The 15,703-nt window shown below is 53.0% G+C and carries 16 protein-coding genes and 1 rRNA gene; 9 read left to right on the forward strand and 8 right to left on the reverse strand.

Features of this window, described 5'->3' with window-relative positions; genetic code table 11:
• Positions 1-2: 2 nt before the first annotated feature.
• The 4 genes from accA to tilS all read left to right on the forward strand — a co-directional run bounded on the left by accA (position 3) and on the right by tilS (position 5,013).
• The gene (gene accA / locus OGY67_RS07010) at positions 3-962 is read left to right on the forward strand and encodes an acetyl-CoA carboxylase carboxyl transferase subunit alpha (protein ID WP_003829164.1); all 960 of its coding nucleotides are present in this window, start codon (positions 3-5) and stop codon (positions 960-962) included.
• 99 nt (positions 963-1,061) lie between these two features.
• On the forward strand, positions 1,062-3,200 hold the full coding sequence (gene ldcC, locus OGY67_RS07015; RefSeq protein WP_286573814.1) for a lysine decarboxylase LdcC: 2,139 nt from the start codon (positions 1,062-1,064) through the stop codon (positions 3,198-3,200).
• Between the two features lie 66 nt (positions 3,201-3,266).
• Positions 3,267-3,656 (forward strand): VOC family protein, encoded by a 390-nt coding sequence (locus OGY67_RS07020; protein ID WP_003829160.1) that lies wholly within the window; start codon positions 3,267-3,269, stop codon positions 3,654-3,656.
• A gap of 61 nt (positions 3,657-3,717) precedes the next feature.
• Positions 3,718-5,013, forward strand: a complete 1,296-nt coding sequence (gene tilS / locus OGY67_RS07025) for a tRNA lysidine(34) synthetase TilS (RefSeq protein WP_048227058.1) — start codon at positions 3,718-3,720, stop codon at positions 5,011-5,013.
• Positions 5,014-5,055: 42 nt separating this feature from the next.
• On the opposite strand, the gene rof is transcribed toward tilS, so the two are convergent.
• Together rof and OGY67_RS07035 are read right to left on the reverse strand one after the other, a co-directional pair.
• Positions 5,056-5,316, reverse strand: a complete 261-nt coding sequence (gene rof, locus OGY67_RS07030; RefSeq protein ID WP_286573815.1) for a Rho-binding antiterminator — start codon at positions 5,314-5,316, stop codon at positions 5,056-5,058.
• Positions 5,303-5,503, reverse strand: a complete 201-nt coding sequence (locus tag OGY67_RS07035) for a YaeP family protein (RefSeq protein WP_003018499.1) — start codon at positions 5,501-5,503, stop codon at positions 5,303-5,305. Before OGY67_RS07035 ends, rof begins: the two co-directional genes overlap by 14 nt.
• A gap of 188 nt (positions 5,504-5,691) precedes the next feature.
• Here OGY67_RS07035 and OGY67_RS07040 point away from each other — a divergent pair, with 188 nt between their 5' ends.
• The 3 genes from OGY67_RS07040 to nlpE are packed head-to-tail and all read left to right on the forward strand — an operon-like array spanning position 5,692 to position 7,385.
• The gene (locus OGY67_RS07040; RefSeq protein ID WP_003018497.1) at positions 5,692-6,237 is read left to right on the forward strand and encodes a YaeQ family protein; all 546 of its coding nucleotides are present in this window, start codon (positions 5,692-5,694) and stop codon (positions 6,235-6,237) included.
• Positions 6,234-6,656: an alternative ribosome rescue aminoacyl-tRNA hydrolase ArfB gene (gene arfB, locus OGY67_RS07045; RefSeq protein WP_032942412.1), complete on the forward strand. Its 423-nt coding sequence runs from the start codon at positions 6,234-6,236 to the stop codon at positions 6,654-6,656. The genes OGY67_RS07040 and arfB overlap by 4 nt, the downstream gene beginning before the upstream one ends.
• A 30-nt stretch (positions 6,657-6,686) precedes the next feature.
• A complete protein-coding gene (nlpE, locus tag OGY67_RS07050; RefSeq protein ID WP_085951559.1) occupies positions 6,687-7,385 on the forward strand; it encodes an envelope stress response activation lipoprotein NlpE in 699 nt (232 codons plus the stop codon).
• A gap of 44 nt (positions 7,386-7,429) precedes the next feature.
• On the opposite strand, the gene proS is transcribed toward nlpE, so the two are convergent.
• From proS to metN, 6 genes are all read right to left on the reverse strand, one after another.
• On the reverse strand, positions 7,430-9,148 hold the full coding sequence (proS, locus tag OGY67_RS07055; protein ID WP_003829149.1) for a proline--tRNA ligase: 1,719 nt from the start codon (positions 9,146-9,148) through the stop codon (positions 7,430-7,432).
• 113 nt (positions 9,149-9,261) lie between these two features.
• Entirely contained in the window at positions 9,262-9,969 is a 708-nt protein-coding gene (tsaA, locus tag OGY67_RS07060; protein WP_003829147.1) for a tRNA (N6-threonylcarbamoyladenosine(37)-N6)-methyltransferase TrmO, read from the reverse strand.
• Entirely contained in the window at positions 9,966-10,370 is a 405-nt protein-coding gene (gene rcsF, locus OGY67_RS07065; protein WP_003018477.1) for an envelope stress sensor lipoprotein RcsF, read from the reverse strand. The genes tsaA and rcsF overlap by 4 nt, the downstream gene beginning before the upstream one ends.
• 116 nt (positions 10,371-10,486) lie before the next feature.
• Positions 10,487-11,302 carry a methionine ABC transporter substrate-binding lipoprotein MetQ gene (gene metQ / locus OGY67_RS07070; RefSeq protein WP_003829145.1) on the reverse strand — a complete coding sequence of 272 codons (816 nt, stop codon included), beginning with the start codon at positions 11,300-11,302 and terminating at the stop codon, positions 10,487-10,489.
• A gap of 44 nt (positions 11,303-11,346) precedes the next feature.
• Positions 11,347-12,000, reverse strand: a complete 654-nt coding sequence (locus tag OGY67_RS07075) for a methionine ABC transporter permease MetI (protein ID WP_003018471.1) — start codon at positions 11,998-12,000, stop codon at positions 11,347-11,349.
• The gene (metN, locus tag OGY67_RS07080; RefSeq protein ID WP_003829140.1) at positions 11,993-13,024 is read right to left on the reverse strand and encodes a methionine ABC transporter ATP-binding protein MetN; all 1,032 of its coding nucleotides are present in this window, start codon (positions 13,022-13,024) and stop codon (positions 11,993-11,995) included. The genes OGY67_RS07075 and metN overlap by 8 nt, the downstream gene beginning before the upstream one ends.
• A gap of 189 nt (positions 13,025-13,213) precedes the next feature.
• Between metN and gmhB the strand changes: the two genes are divergently transcribed.
• Together gmhB and OGY67_RS07090 are read left to right on the forward strand one after the other, a co-directional pair.
• Positions 13,214-13,780, forward strand: coding sequence for a D-glycero-beta-D-manno-heptose 1,7-bisphosphate 7-phosphatase (gmhB, locus tag OGY67_RS07085; protein ID WP_003829138.1), 567 nt, complete (start codon positions 13,214-13,216; stop codon positions 13,778-13,780).
• 369 nt (positions 13,781-14,149) lie between these two features.
• Positions 14,150-15,691 (forward strand): 16S ribosomal RNA (locus OGY67_RS07090).
• Positions 15,692-15,703: the final 12 nt, after the last annotated feature.

Consider the following 15,703-nt stretch of genomic DNA (forward strand, 5'->3'; position numbering starts at 1 on the left):
CTATGAGTCTGAATTTCCTTGATTTTGAACAGCCGATTGCAGAGCTGGAAGCAAAAATCGATTCTTTGACTGCGGTTAGCCGTCAGGATGAGAAACTGGATATTAACATCGATGAAGAAGTGCATCGCCTGCGTGAAAAAAGCGTAGAACTGACGCGTAAAATCTTCGCCGATCTTGGCGCATGGCAGGTAGCCCAACTGGCGCGCCATCCACAGCGTCCGTACACCCTGGATTATGTCCGCCTGGCGTTTGATGAATTTGATGAGCTGGCGGGCGATCGTGCCTATGCGGATGATAAAGCTATTGTTGGCGGTATCGCGCGTCTGGATGGCCGTCCGGTGATGATCATTGGTCATCAGAAAGGCCGTGAGACCAAAGAAAAGATTCGCCGTAATTTCGGCATGCCAGCGCCGGAAGGCTATCGCAAAGCGCTGCGTCTGATGGAAATGGCCGAGCGTTTCAACATGCCGATCATTACCTTCATCGACACCCCAGGGGCTTACCCGGGCGTGGGCGCGGAAGAGCGTGGTCAGTCAGAAGCGATCGCGCGCAACCTGCGTGAAATGTCGCGTCTGAGCGTACCGGTAATCTGCACCGTTATCGGTGAAGGTGGTTCCGGTGGCGCGCTGGCGATCGGTGTAGGCGATAAAGTGAATATGCTGCAATACAGCACCTATTCCGTTATCTCCCCGGAAGGTTGTGCTTCAATTCTGTGGAAAAGCGCCGACAAAGCACCGCTGGCCGCAGAAGCGATGGGAATTGTTGCCCCGCGTCTGAAAGAGCTGAAGCTTATCGACTCTATCATTCCGGAACCGTTAGGCGGTGCACACCGCAATCCGGAAGTGATGGCTGCGTCCCTGAAAGCACAGCTGCTGGCCGATCTCGCCGATCTCGACGTGTTAAGCAAAGACGATCTGAAAAACCGTCGTTACCAGCGTCTGATGAGCTACGGTTACGCGTAAACTGCATTTATTCTGAAAAGGGCCACTACGTTGTGGCCCTTTTTTTTACCTGCGGTTTGACCAGGCTATGATTAACTAAGGTTTTTCCAGGAGGAACGCATGAATATCATTGCCATCATGGGACCGCATGGCGTCTTTTATAAAGATGAGCCCATCAAGGAACTTGAGCGTGCGCTGCAACAGCAGGGATTTCAGATTATCTGGCCGCAGAATAGTGTCGACCTGCTGAAGTTTATCGAACACAACCCGCGAATTTGCGGCGTCATTTTTGACTGGGATGAATATAGCCTGGAGCTGTGCAGTGACATCAACCAGCTCAACGAGTATCTCCCGCTCTATGCCTTTATTAATACCCATTCGACGATGGATGTCAGTGCGCACGACCTGCGCATGGCGCTGTGGTTTTTTGAGTATGCGCTGGGTCAGTCTGAAGACATTGCCACCCGCATTCGCCAGTACACCAACGAATACCTCGATAACATTACGCCTCCGTTCACCAAGGCGCTGTTTACCTATGTGAAGGAAGGAAAGTATACCTTCTGTACGCCCGGGCACATGGCGGGTACGGCGTACCAGAAAAGCCCGGTCGGCTGCCTGTTCTATGATTTCTTTGGCGGCAATACGCTGAAAGCCGACGTGTCCATTTCCGTAACCGAACTGGGCTCATTGCTTGATCATACCGGTCCGCACCTTGAAGCGGAGGAGTACATCGCGCGTACTTTTGGTGCCGAACAGAGCTATATGGTGACTAACGGCACCTCGACATCGAACAAGATTGTCGGTATGTATGCTGCGCCTGCAGGAAGTACGCTACTGATTGACCGCAACTGCCATAAGTCGCTGGCGCATTTGCTGATGATGAGCGATGTGGTGCCAATCTGGTTGAAGCCTACGCGTAACGCGTTGGGGATCCTCGGCGGTATACCCCGTCGGGAATTTACCCATGCAAGTATTGAACGCAAGGTAGAAGAGACGACTCAGGCGCAATGGCCGGTACACGCGGTGATCACCAACTCCACCTATGACGGGCTGCTTTATAACACCAACTGGATCAAGCAAACCCTGGATGTGCCCTCCATCCATTTTGATTCAGCCTGGGTGCCGTATACCCATTTTCATCCGATCTATCAGGGGAAAAGTGGGATGAGCGGCGAACGGATACCGGGAAAGGTGATATTTGAAACACAGTCCACCCACAAGATGCTGGCGGCGTTGTCACAGGCTTCGCTGATCCACATTAAGGGTGACTATGATGAAGACACGTTCAACGAAGCCTTTATGATGCACACCTCCACGTCTCCGAGCTATCCGATTGTGGCGTCGATAGAAACGGCGGCGGCAATGCTGCGTGGCAATTCCGGCAAGCGGTTAATCAATCGTTCGGTGGAACGGGCGCTGCATTTCCGTAAAGAAGTGCAGCGTCTGCGCGAAGAGTCGGATGGCTGGTTCTTTGATATCTGGCAGCCGGAAAAGGTCGATGAAGCAGAATGTTGGCCGGTAGCGCCAGGTGAAGACTGGCACGGATTTGTTGATGCTGATGCCGACCACATGTTCCTCGACCCGGTGAAGGTCACGATTCTGACGCCGGGAATGGATGAACAGGGAAATATGAGCGAAGAGGGGATCCCCGCGGCGCTGGTGGCGAAATTCCTTGATGAACGCGGCGTCGTCGTCGAAAAAACGGGACCGTATAACCTGTTATTCCTGTTCAGTATTGGCATTGATAAGACCCGGGCGATGGGGCTGCTACGTGGCCTGACGGAATTTAAGCGCTCGTACGATCTGAATTTACGCGTGAAAAATATGCTGCCGGATCTGTATGCTGAAGATCCCGATTTCTATCGCAATATGCGTATTCAGGATCTGGCACAGGGGATCCATAAGCTGATCCGCCAGCACGATCTCTCCGGACTGATGCTGCGGGCATTTGATACTTTGCCGGAAATGAAAATGACACCGCACCAGGCCTGGCAGCGGCAGATCAAAGGTGAGGTGGAAACCGTGGCGCTTGATCAACTGGTAGGACGCGTGTCCGCCAATATGATCCTGCCTTATCCTCCCGGCGTGCCGCTCTTGATGCCCGGGGAAATGATCACTGCCAAAAGCCGGGCTGTCCTCGATTTTCTTCTGATGCTGTGTTCAGTGGGGCAGCGCTACCCGGGATTTGAAACCGATATCCATGGCGCTAAACTGGGCGAGGATGGTGTGTATCGCGTGAGAGTCTTAAAAATGGCATAACGACTTGCCTGACCCTAAGACGTACGAGTAACGTGCTGACAGAAAAATGAAAGAGGCGATGACGCTATGCTGGGATTAAAACAGGTTCACCATATTGCCATTATTGCGACGGACTACGCGGCAAGTAAGGCATTTTACTGCGATGTGCTTGGCTTTACACTGATGAGCGAAGCCTATCGGGAAGAGAGAGATTCGTGGAAAGGCGATCTGGCATTGAACGGCCAGTATGTGATTGAGCTTTTTTCTTTCCCGTTTCCACCTTGCCGTCCGAGCCGACCGGAAGCCTGCGGTTTGCGTCATCTGGCGTTCAGCGTGGAGGATGTGGAAAAGTCGATCGCGCATCTGGAAGCACACCACGTGAAGTGTGAATCCATACGTATCGATCCATTTACCGGTAAACGCTTTACGTTTTTCAACGATCCGGACGGATTGCCCCTCGAACTGTACGAGCTGTAAGGCTTGTCATTGTGGCGTTAGCCCGGTAACGTGCCGGGCAATGCCATTGTAAGTAACCATCATGACGACACTCACGCTGAACACTTCACTGCTGAATTCTCAATCGATTTTGGTCGCCTTTAGCGGCGGGCTGGACTCAACCGTACTCCTGCATCAGCTGGTGCAGTGGCGAGCGCAGCATCCTGAGGTCGCTTTACGCGCAATCCATATTCATCACGGATTAAGCCCACATGCAGACAGTTGGGTGCAGCACTGTGAGTCAGTATGTATGCAGTGGCAGGTGCCGCTAGTGGTTGAGCGGGTACACCTTGAGGACGATGGCCTGGGCATCGAAGCTCAGGCACGACGCGCGCGCTATCAGGCATTTGCGCAGACCTTACTACCGGGCGAGGTGCTGATGACCGCCCAGCATCTCGATGACCAGTGTGAAACCTTTTTGCTGGCGCTTAAGCGCGGCAGCGGCCCTGCCGGACTTTCCGCCATGGGCGAAAACTCACCGTTCGCCGGAACCCAACTGATTCGACCGCTGCTGGCGCAAACGCGAGAGGCGCTTGAAGCATGGGCGCGGCAGCATGAATTATGCTGGATTGAAGATGAAAGCAATCAGGATGATACCTACGATCGCAATTTCCTCAGATTGCGCGTTACCCCATTGCTCCAACAGCGCTGGCCGCACTTCGCGCAAGCCGTAGCCCGCAGCGCCGCGCTGTGTGCTGAGCAGGAGAGTTTACTGGATGAACTGCTGGCCAGCGATTTAGCCGATTGCATCACAGCCCACGGCACACTGCTACTGGTACCGTTAATGATGATGAGCGACGTGCGTCGTGCCGCGCTGCTTCGTCGCTGGCTGGCGGGGTTAAATGCGCCGATGCCTTCTCGTGATGGACTGGAACGTATCTGGCAGGAAGTGGCGCTGGCGCGGGAAGATGCCTCACCCTGTTTTCGCCTCGGGGAGTACGAGGTCCGCCGTTATCAGTCACAGCTGTGGTGGGTGAAGTCAGTCGATGGGCAAAGCGAAACCGTTATCCCATGGCTAGAGTGGAAAACACCGTTGGCGCTGCCTGCCGGATTGGGTTCGGTTCAGTTAATCTCTGCGGGTGAATTGCGCATGCCGCAAGCGGATGAAGCTGTCAGCATTCGTTTCAAAGCACCAGGGTTATTGCATATTGTCGGGCGTAACGGTGGACGGAAATTAAAGAAAATCTGGCAGGAGCAGGGGATCCCGCCCTGGCGACGAGATACCACACCGCTGCTGTTTTACGGCGAAACGTTGATTGCGGCTGCGGGTGTTTTCGTGACGCGTGAGGGAGCGGCGGAAGATGAAGAAGGCGTGAGTCTGGTTTGGCGTGGAAAGTAGGCCGGATAAGGTGCTTTGCACCGTCATCCGGCACCAAAATAATCAGGATTCGCTGACCACCACGGTACCGATCTGCGGGTGGCTGAAGCTGGCAATTTTGTCGAGGCGAAGCTCCCGGGGTTCACCTGCGACATCTGCGACCAGATACTCCACGTTTTTGCGTGAAACCAGGTCGTTCGCTTTCGCCTGCAAAACTTCGCCATCTTTTAACGCCAGCGTCAGTAACAAATGGTGCTGGCAGGCGAGTTCAAGATTGTCGTAATCATCGCAGTTGATGGGTTGATACGTTTCATTCATTGACATAATCGCTCACCAGTAAGTTCGCGGCAGCATAGGCCGCTTTTTCCCTGACCGACTCTGGAAGGGCGCTGTCTGCCGCCACTTCATTAAGCACCTTCAATACGCAACCCAGCGCATCCGGGATATACCCTAAGTCTCCGCTGGCGATTTCCGCGTACCGCTTGCGTATTAACTCACAATATTTTTCCACATGCCCTCCTGTCAGCACTCTGACTTAACCGTGGATGCAAGTCTAAGCCTACGAAGATAAACTCTGTTTAGCAAGGTGACTATACCATACTCATTCAAGCAATATCAGCGCCTTGATAGATGAGCAGTTAGCAGCCTTTTGCCGCAGTTTTCGCTACAATGTGCGCCTGATTCGAAAGGAGTTCTCCCATGGCGCTTAAAGCGACAATTTATAAAGCCGTCGTCAACGTAGCGGATCTTGACCGCAACCAGTTTCTTGACGCGGCCTTGACGCTGGCGCGTCACCCCTCTGAAACCCAGGAGCGCATGATGCTGCGCCTGCTGGCCTGGATTAAATATGCCGATGAACGGCTGCAGTTCACGCGTGGCCTGAGTGCGGAAGACGAGCCTGAAGCATGGCTGCGTAACGACCATCTGGGCATCGATCTTTGGATTGAGCTGGGTCTGCCGGATGAGCGCCGTATCAAGAAAGCCTGTACCCAGTCTGGTGAGGTTGCTCTGTTTGCCTACAACAGCCGTGCGGCTCAGATCTGGTGGCAGCAAAACCAGAACAAATGTGCGCAGTTTAAAAATCTCACCGTGTGGTATCTGGATGATGAACAGCTGGCGCAACTGAGTGATTTTGCTGGTCGTACAATGGCGCTGCAGGCGACTATTCAGGACGGCGCTATTTGGCTGTCCGACTCTCAGAACAATCTGGAAATTCATCTGACCGCGTGGCAGCCGCGTTCATGATTGTTCTCTCCCGAAACGTCTCTATCCCTGATAATGAGCTGGAAATCACGGCGATTCGGGCACAAGGCGCGGGTGGTCAGCACGTTAACAAGACCTCGACGGCTATCCATTTGCGCTTTGACATTCGGGCCTCGAGCCTGCCAGAGTATTACAAGGAACGCCTGCTGGCCGCCAGCCATCATCTGATTAGCGGCGATGGCATTATTATCATTAAGGCGCAGGAATACCGTAGCCAGGAGCTCAATCGGGAAGCGGCAATCTCCCGACTGGTGGCGGTGATAAAAGAATTAACCGCGGTGCAAAAAAGCCGACAGGCAACTCGCCCTACGCGCGCCTCGAAAGAGCGCAGGTTGTCATCGAAGGCGCAAAAATCCACAGTGAAAGCACTGCGCGGGAGAGTTCGTCGAACGCAAGACTGACGAGCGGGAATAAAAATTAATAAGGAATTGATAGTGAAAACAGCAATATTGTCCGTGGTCGCTGCATGCACGCTTTTTTCCTTGATCGGCTGTAATAACCGTACTGAAGTTGAAGTACTACAGCCGACGCGGGCGGCAGAATTAAAACCGATGCAGCAAAGCTGGCGTGGCATCTTACCTTGCGCGGACTGCGAAGGGATTGAAACCTCTCTGTTTCTGGAAAAAGACGGCACATGGGTGATGAACGAACGCTATCAGGGCGTGCGGGATGAACCGTCTTCGTTTGCCTCTTATGGCACATGGGCGCGTACAGCCGACAAACTGGTGCTGACCGACAGTAAAGGTGAAAAATCGTACTACCGGGCTAAAGGCGAGGCGCTGGAAATGCTCGATCGTGAAGGTAACCCGATTGAGTCACAGTTTAACTACACGCTCCAGCCGGTTTCCGCCAGCTTACCGGTGACGCCAATGCCGATGCGAGGCATGTATTTCTATATGGCTGACGCGGCAATCTTTACCGACTGCGCAACGGGTAAACGGATGCCGGTGGCGAATAACGCTCAGCTTGAACGCGACTATTTAGCCGCTCGTGCGGAAAACGGACAGTCCGTACTGCTGACGCTTGAGGCGCATTTCACGCTGGAGTCAAACCCGGATACGGGTGAGAAAGTGAAAACGTTGATGGCGGATAAAGACGCGAAATTTATCCCTGGTAAAGCGTGTAATTAATCGATAGAAAAAAGGCCCCGATAATCAGGGCCTTTTTGTTGGTATTAGCCTTTAATGGCTTTGACCAGGAAGTCGACGATGTCGCCGGTTTTAATCAGCTCTTTCTCGCCGTTACGACGGTATTTGTATTCGATATCGTCGTTGTCGAGGTTACGGTCGCCCAGCACGATGGTGTGTGGGATACCGATCAGTTCCATATCGGCAAACATCACGCCCGGACGCTCTTTACGATCGTCCATCAGCACTTCGATACCCTGCGCGCGCAGCTCAGCGTACAGCTTTTCAGCCAACTCCTGCACACGGTAGGATTTGTGCATGTTCATCGGCAGAATGGCGACCTGGAACGGGGCAATGGCATCTGGCCATACGATGCCACGATCGTCAAAGTTCTGTTCAATAGCAGCAGCGACTACGCGAGTGACCCCGATACCGTAGCAGCCCATAGTCAGCGTCTGGTTACGGCCATCTTCGCCCTGAACAGCGGCTTTCATCGCTTCAGAGTACTTGGTACCCAACTGGAAGATGTGGCCGACTTCGATACCGCGTTTGATCATCAGCGTACCTTTGCCGTCCGGGCTAGGGTCGCCGGCGACCACGTTACGGATGTCAGCAACTTCCGGGGTGGCCACGTCGCGATCCCAGTTGATACCGAAATAGTGTTTACCGTCGATGTTGGCACCGGCAGCGAAATCGCTCATTACTGCAACGGTACGGTCGATAACCACCGGAATTGGCATATTCACCGGACCGAGCGAGCCAGGACCTGCTTTTACCAGCGCACGAATTTCTTCTTCGGTGGCAAAGGTCAGCGGGCTGGCAACCTGCGGCAGTTTTTCCGCTTTGACTTCGTTCAGCTCGTGATCGCCACGAACCAGCAGGGCGACCAGCGGGTAGCTGCTGCCTTCAACCGCTTTCACCAGCAGGGTTTTCACGGTTTTTTCGATAGGCAGGTTGAACTGCTCAACCAGTTCGGCGATGGTTTTAGCGTTCGGCGTATCTACCAACGTCATTTCCTGGGTTGCTGCCGCGCGCGGCTCTTTCGGCGCAACGGCTTCGGCAAATTCGATGTTCGCCGCATAGTCAGAGGAGTCGGAGAAGATCACATCGTCTTCGCCGCTCTGCGCCAGCACCTGGAATTCGTGAGAGGCGCTGCCGCCGATAGAACCGGTATCCGCTTGTACTGCACGGAAATCCAGCCCCATACGGCTGAAGATTTTGCTATACGCAGCGTACATCGCGTCGTAGGTTTCCTGCAGGGATTCCTGAGAGGTGTGGAAAGAGTATGCATCTTTCATCAGGAATTCGCGGGAGCGCATCACGCCGAAGCGTGGACGGACTTCGTCACGGAATTTGGTCTGAATCTGATAGAAGTTCAGCGGCAGCTGTTTGTAAGAGCTCAGCTCGTTACGGATCAGGTCGGTGATCACTTCTTCATGCGTTGGGCCGAGGACGAACGAACGATCGCCACGGTCAGCAATTCGCAGCAGTTCCGGGCCGTATTGTTCCCAACGGCCGCTCTCTTCCCACAGTTCAGAAGGCTGAACGACCGGCATCAACACCTCGATCGCACCGGCGTTGTTCATCTCTTCACGCACGATGTTTTCGACTTTTTTCAGGACGCGCACGCCGGTCGGCAGCCAGGTATATAACCCGGAGGCCAGCTTGCGGATCATCCCGGCGCGCAGCATCAGCTGGTGGCTGATGACTTCGGCGTCGGCAGGTGTCTCCTTCAGAGTGGAGAGCAGATATTGGCTAGTACGCATGTTGTTACGGTTCCAGTTGAACGATCGAACAGGCTCAAAACGAGCCTGGCACAAAACAAAAGTGCTTTAGTTTACCAGCGAGAAAGGGATGTCAAAAGAGTACGCGACGCAAATTAGCGGGCTTCCAGAGCAAAGACCTCAAATCCTGACGGCGTGACGCGCCAGCGGACGTTAAAGTCCAGCAGCCAGACGGCGTAGGTTTTGCCTTCTTCCTCGTTTTTACGGTAGGCAGGACGCGGATCCTGCGCCAGCACTTCGGCAATAAACTGACGAAGATGCGGGTAACGTTGTTCGAGCTTCGGTAGCTGCTCCGCGAGATCTTCACTGAACGTCACGTCTACGCTGGCCTGGGGGGCATCCTGAGCATAGCTGGCGCGAGCATCGGGTAACGATTCGGCAAACGGCAGATACGGTTTTATATCTACGACTGGCGTGCCATCAACGAGATCCAGCCCACCGAGTTCGAGGATCACGTGCTCTTTATGGCAGCGGATGCCCCGTAGCTCGACCAACGACATGCCAACAGGGTTAGGACGAAACGTTGAACGCGTGGCAAAGACACCCATTCTGGCGTTGCCGCCAAGGCGGGGAGGGCGCACGGTCGGACGCCATCCACCTTCCATTGTCTGGTGAAAAACAAAAATCACCCACAAATGACTGAAGGCTTCCAGGCCGCGAACGGCATCGGCCTGGTTATAAGGTGCGAGCAAATGCAGTTCACCGCTGGCGCTTTTCACCAGACCGGGCTGGCGTGGAACGGCGAACTTTTCTTTATAAGGTGAGCGGATAACGCCTATTTGCTCGAACTGAAAATGGCTCATTTCGCCGAAATGTTCAGTGCAGAACCGATGCAAACCGCCTGACGATAGCAACCCGGCGTTCCGCTGGTCACTTCGCAACTGTGCAGCAATACCGCATTAGCTTTCATTTTTGATGCGTTAATCTGCATGCGTTTGCGTGCGGTTGGAATGCTCGGAGGGGAATCCTGGTTTGAAGCCTGGCAGGATTCACCGCTAACTTCGCCAAGATCGCGGAACGGTTTGCCTACTAAATCTTCAGCGTTAGTAATGATTCTTACCGGCGTAGCGCGCGGTGCTTTCGGTTTTTCCGGCTCCGCTTTCGGCGGGGTTGCGGTGCTTTGAACGGGTTCAACAGGGGATCTGCTTAACATAGAACAGCCGCTCAGCAAGAGTGCTACTAAACAGATCGGTAAAGCACGCATAATATTTCCTCAATGAATGATCTAAACGTCAGATATTGAATCAGGTGCTTGCATAAATGACAAGACGGGCAAGCGCCCGTCCTGATGATATTACAGATTCTGTAAACAGCCTAAAATTACCAGCCCTTAACAGCACCGCCGTTGAAGACTTTGTTTGCTGCTTCGTACACTTCGTCAGACTGGTATGCTTCAACGAATTTCTTCACGTTCTCAGCATCTTTATTGTCTTCACGAGTTACAATCAGGTTTACGTACGGGGAATCTTTATCTTCAACAAAGATACCGTCTTTTGCCGGAGTCAGGCCGATCTGGCTGGCGTAGGTGGTGTTGATGACCGCCAGTGCGATTTGTGCATCGTCCAGGGAACGCGGCAGCTGCGGTGCTTCCAGTTCAACCAGCTTCAGGTTTTTCGGGTTTTCAATCACGTCCAGCGCGGTTGGCAGCAGGCCAACACCGTCTTTCAGTTTGATTAAGCCCACTTTTTGCAGCAGCAGCAAGGAACGGCCAAGGTTAGTCGGGTCGTTTGGAATCGCGACCTGGGAACCGTCCTGCAGCTCATCCAGTGATTTGATTTTTTTGGAGTAGCCCGCAATCGGGTAAACAAAAGTATTGCCTACAGCAACCAGCTTGTAACCACGATCTTTGATCTGCTGGTCCAGGTATGGTTTGTGCTGGAAGGCGTTAGCATCGATATCGCCTTTGCTCAGCGCTTCGTTAGGCAGAACGTAATCGTTAAACGTGACCAGCTCAACGTCCAGACCGTATTTTTCTTTTGCCACTTTCTGCGCGACTTCTGCAACCTGCTGCTCTGCGCCAACAATAACGCCCACTTTGATGTGATTAGGATCTTTTTCATCCTGACCGCAACCCACAAGTGCCAGAGAACCGATCAGGGCTCCAACTGCCGCAAAGGTTTTGAATTTGAACGCCATGCTTATTTCCTTTTCTTAATGAGTTTTTAGTGTTGTGTGCAACGTTATTTGTGCGTGACAGCCCGGACGATGCGATCGCCGGATAACTGAATTAAATAAACCAGAACGACGAGCAATACCAGTACTGTATTCATTACGGTAGCGTTGTAACCAATATAGCCGTACTGATAGCCAATCTGTCCAAGACCACCGGCACCGACGGCACCGCCCATCGCGGAGTAACCAACCAGTGTGATAAGGGTGATGGTGGCCGCATTGACCAGTCCTGGCAGCGCTTCTGGCAGTAATACCTTACGTACAATTTGCAGCGGCGTGGCGCCCATCGCACGAGAGGCTTCTATCAGCCCGGTCGGGATTTCGAGCAGCGCGTTTTCCACCATACGGGCGATAAACGGCGCGGCACCGACGGTCAGCGGAACGATAGCTGCCTGCAGTCCGATAGAGGTGCCTACGATCATGCGGGTGAACGGAATCATCCACACCAGTAAGATGATGAACGGGATGGAACGGAAAATGTTCACCAGCGCAGAGAGCGTACGGTAGAGCTTCGCGTTCTCAATAATTTGCCCCGGACGCGTTACGTACAGCAACACGCCGACCGGCAGACCAATCACAAAGCCAAAAAAACCGGACACAAAGGTCATTGCCAGCGTTTCCCATACGCCGCGAACCAGCAGCCACATCATCGGCTCAGACATAACCCAGTACCTCTACTTTTACATGGTGTTCCTGCAACCAGCTAATGGCTGCTTGTGTATCTTCCTGTGTGCCGTGCATTTCAGTCAGCATGATGCCGAACTTCACACCGCCGGCGTAATCCATCTGCGCGCTAATAATGTTGTTATTCACATTAAACCGACGGGCCGTCTCAGAAAGTAGCGGTGCATCGACCGAATGGCCGGTGAATTCCATACGCAGCATCGGCACGCTGTCGGCTTCCGGCTCCGCTTTCAAACGTTCCAGATAATCTTCCGGAATATCCAGGTGCAGCGTGGACTGGATAAATTTCTGTGCCAGCGGCGTTTTCGGGTGTGAGAACACTTCACTAACGGTGTCTTGCTCAATCAGTTCACCATTACTGATGACCGCCACGCAGTCACAAATACGTTTTACAACGTCCATCTCGTGAGTAATCAGCAGAATGGTGAGTCCCAGACGACGATTAATATCTTTCAATAATTCCAGAATCGAGCGTGTCGTTGCCGGATCGAGTGCGCTGGTGGCTTCATCGCACAGCAACACTTTGGGATTACTTGCCAGCGCACGGGCGATCGCCACACGCTGTTTTTGTCCACCGGAAAGGTTGGCCGGGTAGCTATCGTGCTTGTCTCCAAGACCAACCAAATCCAACAGTTCTGTTACGCGGCGTTTGATCTCTTCTTTTGGCGTGTTATCCAGTTCCAGCGGTAGTGCGACGTTACCGAACACCGTACGGGAAGAGAGCAGGTTAAAGTGCTGAAAAATCATGCCGATTTGACGGCGAGCTTTAGTCAACTCCGACTCAGAAAGCGTGGTCAGCTCCTGACCGCCAACCTGAACGCTGCCTTCGGTAGGGCGTTCGAGTAGGTTAACGCAGCGGATGAGCGTACTTTTACCGGCACCGGAGGCGCCAATAACGCCATAAATCTGCCCGGCAGGAACATGCAGGCTGACATTATTTAGCGCCTGAATGGTGCGAGTCCCCTGCTGGAACACTTTGGTGATATTCGAAAGTTTAATCATTGGTTATTTATTATCGTAATTAAGTTAGCCGTGGCATTTTCGTCTGTCAGGTACGGTCGAAGCCGTCAACAAGATGGATGTTAAGGCATCCAGACGTCTAAATCAATCGGGCTTTGCACGATGAGCACTTTCTTGCCCGCTGAAACATGCGATACTAGAGTCACATGCCTTATTCAGGAGCTATAAAAGGTGGCAAAGTCTGTACCCGCAATTTTTCTCGACCGTGACGGTACCATTAATGTGGACCACGGTTATGTACATGAGATCGACGAGTTTGAGTTTATCGACGGCGTTATTGATGCCATGCGTGAACTTAAGAAAATGGGTTACGCGCTTATTATCGTGACGAACCAGTCTGGTATCGCGCGTGGTAAATTTACTGAGGCGCAGTTTGAAACGTTGACCGAATGGATGGACTGGTCGCTGGCCGATCGCGACGTTGAGCTGGATGGTATCTACTACTGCCCGCATCACCCGCAGGGTACTGTAGAAGAGTATCGTCAGGTCTGCGACTGCCGTAAACCGCATCCTGGCATGTTTATCTCCGCCCGAGACTTCTTGCACATCGATATGGCTGCTTCTTATATGGTAGGCGATAAAATTGAAGATATGCAGGCGGCGGCAGCTGCGAATGTTGGCACGAAGGTATTGGTCCGCACGGGCAAACCCGTCACGCCGGAAGCAGAAAATGCGGCAGATTTGGTCATAAATAGTCTGGCAGACCTGCCAATGGCGATAAAAAAGCAGCAAAAGTAAGCGTTGTGGATAAAAGGTGAGCGGTTGAAACAAAAATGCATTTTTCCGCTTGTCTTCCTGAGTCGACTCCCTATAATGCGCCTCCATCGACACGGCGGATGTGAATCACTTCACACAAACAGCCGGTTCGGTTGAAGAGAAAAACCTGAAAATGAGGGTTGACTCTGAAAGAGGAAAGCGTAATATACGCCACCTCGCGACAGAGCGCTAAAGCGCGTCGCAACTGCTCTTTAACAATTTATCAGACAATCTGTGTGGGCACTCGAAGATACGGATTCTTAACGTCGCAAGACGAAAAATGAATACCAAGTCTCAACGAGTGAACACGTAATTCATTACGAAGTTTAATTCATTGAGCATCAAACTTTTAAATTGAAGAGTTTGATCATGGCTCAGATTGAACGCTGGCGGCAGGCCTAACACATGCAAGTCGAACGGTAGCACAGAGGAGCTTGCTCCTTGGGTGACGAGTGGCGGACGGGTGAGTAATGTCTGGGAAACTGCCCGATGGAGGGGGATAACTACTGGAAACGGTAGCTAATACCGCATAACGTCGCAAGACCAAAGAGGGGGACCTTCGGGCCTCTTGCCATCGGATGTGCCCAGATGGGATTAGCTAGTAGGTGGGGTAACGGCTCACCTAGGCGACGATCCCTAGCTGGTCTGAGAGGATGACCAGCCACACTGGAACTGAGACACGGTCCAGACTCCTACGGGAGGCAGCAGTGGGGAATATTGCACAATGGGCGCAAGCCTGATGCAGCCATGCCGCGTGTATGAAGAAGGCCTTCGGGTTGTAAAGTACTTTCAGCGAGGAGGAAGGCGTTGTGGTTAATAACCGCAGCGATTGACGTTACTCGCAGAAGAAGCACCGGCTAACTCCGTGCCAGCAGCCGCGGTAATACGGAGGGTGCAAGCGTTAATCGGAATTACTGGGCGTAAAGCGCACGCAGGCGGTCTGTCAAGTCGGATGTGAAATCCCCGGGCTCAACCTGGGAACTGCATCCGAAACTGGCAGGCTAGAGTCTTGTAGAGGGGGGTAGAATTCCAGGTGTAGCGGTGAAATGCGTAGAGATCTGGAGGAATACCGGTGGCGAAGGCGGCCCCCTGGACAAAGACTGACGCTCAGGTGCGAAAGCGTGGGGAGCAAACAGGATTAGATACCCTGGTAGTCCACGCCGTAAACGATGTCGACTTGGAGGTTGTGCCCTTGAGGCGTGGCTTCCGGAGCTAACGCGTTAAGTCGACCGCCTGGGGAGTACGGCCGCAAGGTTAAAACTCAAATGAATTGACGGGGGCCCGCACAAGCGGTGGAGCATGTGGTTTAATTCGATGCAACGCGAAGAACCTTACCTACTCTTGACATCCAGAGAACTTAGCAGAGATGCTTCGGTGCCTTCGGGAACTCTGAGACAGGTGCTGCATGGCTGTCGTCAGCTCGTGTTGTGAAATGTTGGGTTAAGTCCCGCAACGAGCGCAACCCTTATCCTTTGTTGCCAGCGGTTCGGCCGGGAACTCAAAGGAGACTGCCAGTGATAAACTGGAGGAAGGTGGGGATGACGTCAAGTCATCATGGCCCTTACGAGTAGGGCTACACACGTGCTACAATGGCATATACAAAGAGAAGCGACCTCGCGAGAGCAAGCGGACCTCATAAAGTATGTCGTAGTCCGGATTGGAGTCTGCAACTCGACTCCATGAAGTCGGAATCGCTAGTAATCGTGGATCAGAATGCCACGGTGAATACGTTCCCGGGCCTTGTACACACCGCCCGTCACACCATGGGAGTGGGTTGCAAAAGAAGTAGGTAGCTTAACCTTCGGGAGGGCGCTTACCACTTTGTGATTCATGACTGGGGTGAAGTCGTAACAAGGTAACCGTAGGGGAACCTGCGGTTGGATCACCTCCTTACCTTAAAGAACC

It is taken from the genome of Citrobacter sp. Cpo015, from assembly GCF_030333035.1.
Classification (GTDB): Bacteria; Pseudomonadota; Gammaproteobacteria; order Enterobacterales; family Enterobacteriaceae; genus Citrobacter; species Citrobacter portucalensis.

Excerpts from the sequence above, each read along its gene's own strand:
- accA (WP_003829164.1), top strand. The coding sequence starts at position 3 with ATGAGTCTGAATTTCCTTGATTTTGAACAGCCGATTGCAGAGCTGGAA.
- tsaA (WP_003829147.1), bottom strand. The coding sequence starts at position 9,969 with ATGAGCCATTTTCAGTTCGAGCAAATAGGCGTTATCCGCTCACCTTAT.
- rof (WP_286573815.1), bottom strand. The coding sequence starts at position 5,316 with ATGTCAATGAATGAAACGTATCAACCCATCAACTGCGATGATTACGAC.
- OGY67_RS07040 (WP_003018497.1), top strand. The coding sequence starts at position 5,692 with ATGGCGCTTAAAGCGACAATTTATAAAGCCGTCGTCAACGTAGCGGAT.
- ldcC (WP_286573814.1), top strand. The coding sequence starts at position 1,062 with ATGAATATCATTGCCATCATGGGACCGCATGGCGTCTTTTATAAAGAT.
- tilS (WP_048227058.1), top strand. The coding sequence starts at position 3,718 with ATGACGACACTCACGCTGAACACTTCACTGCTGAATTCTCAATCGATT.
- OGY67_RS07075 (WP_003018471.1), bottom strand. The coding sequence starts at position 12,000 with ATGTCTGAGCCGATGATGTGGCTGCTGGTTCGCGGCGTATGGGAAACG.
- metN (WP_003829140.1), bottom strand. The coding sequence starts at position 13,024 with ATGATTAAACTTTCGAATATCACCAAAGTGTTCCAGCAGGGGACTCGC.
- metQ (WP_003829145.1), bottom strand. The coding sequence starts at position 11,302 with ATGGCGTTCAAATTCAAAACCTTTGCGGCAGTTGGAGCCCTGATCGGT.
- arfB (WP_032942412.1), top strand. The coding sequence starts at position 6,234 with ATGATTGTTCTCTCCCGAAACGTCTCTATCCCTGATAATGAGCTGGAA.
- proS (WP_003829149.1), bottom strand. The coding sequence starts at position 9,148 with ATGCGTACTAGCCAATATCTGCTCTCCACTCTGAAGGAGACACCTGCC.
- rcsF (WP_003018477.1), bottom strand. The coding sequence starts at position 10,370 with ATGCGTGCTTTACCGATCTGTTTAGTAGCACTCTTGCTGAGCGGCTGT.
- OGY67_RS07020 (WP_003829160.1), top strand. The coding sequence starts at position 3,267 with ATGCTGGGATTAAAACAGGTTCACCATATTGCCATTATTGCGACGGAC.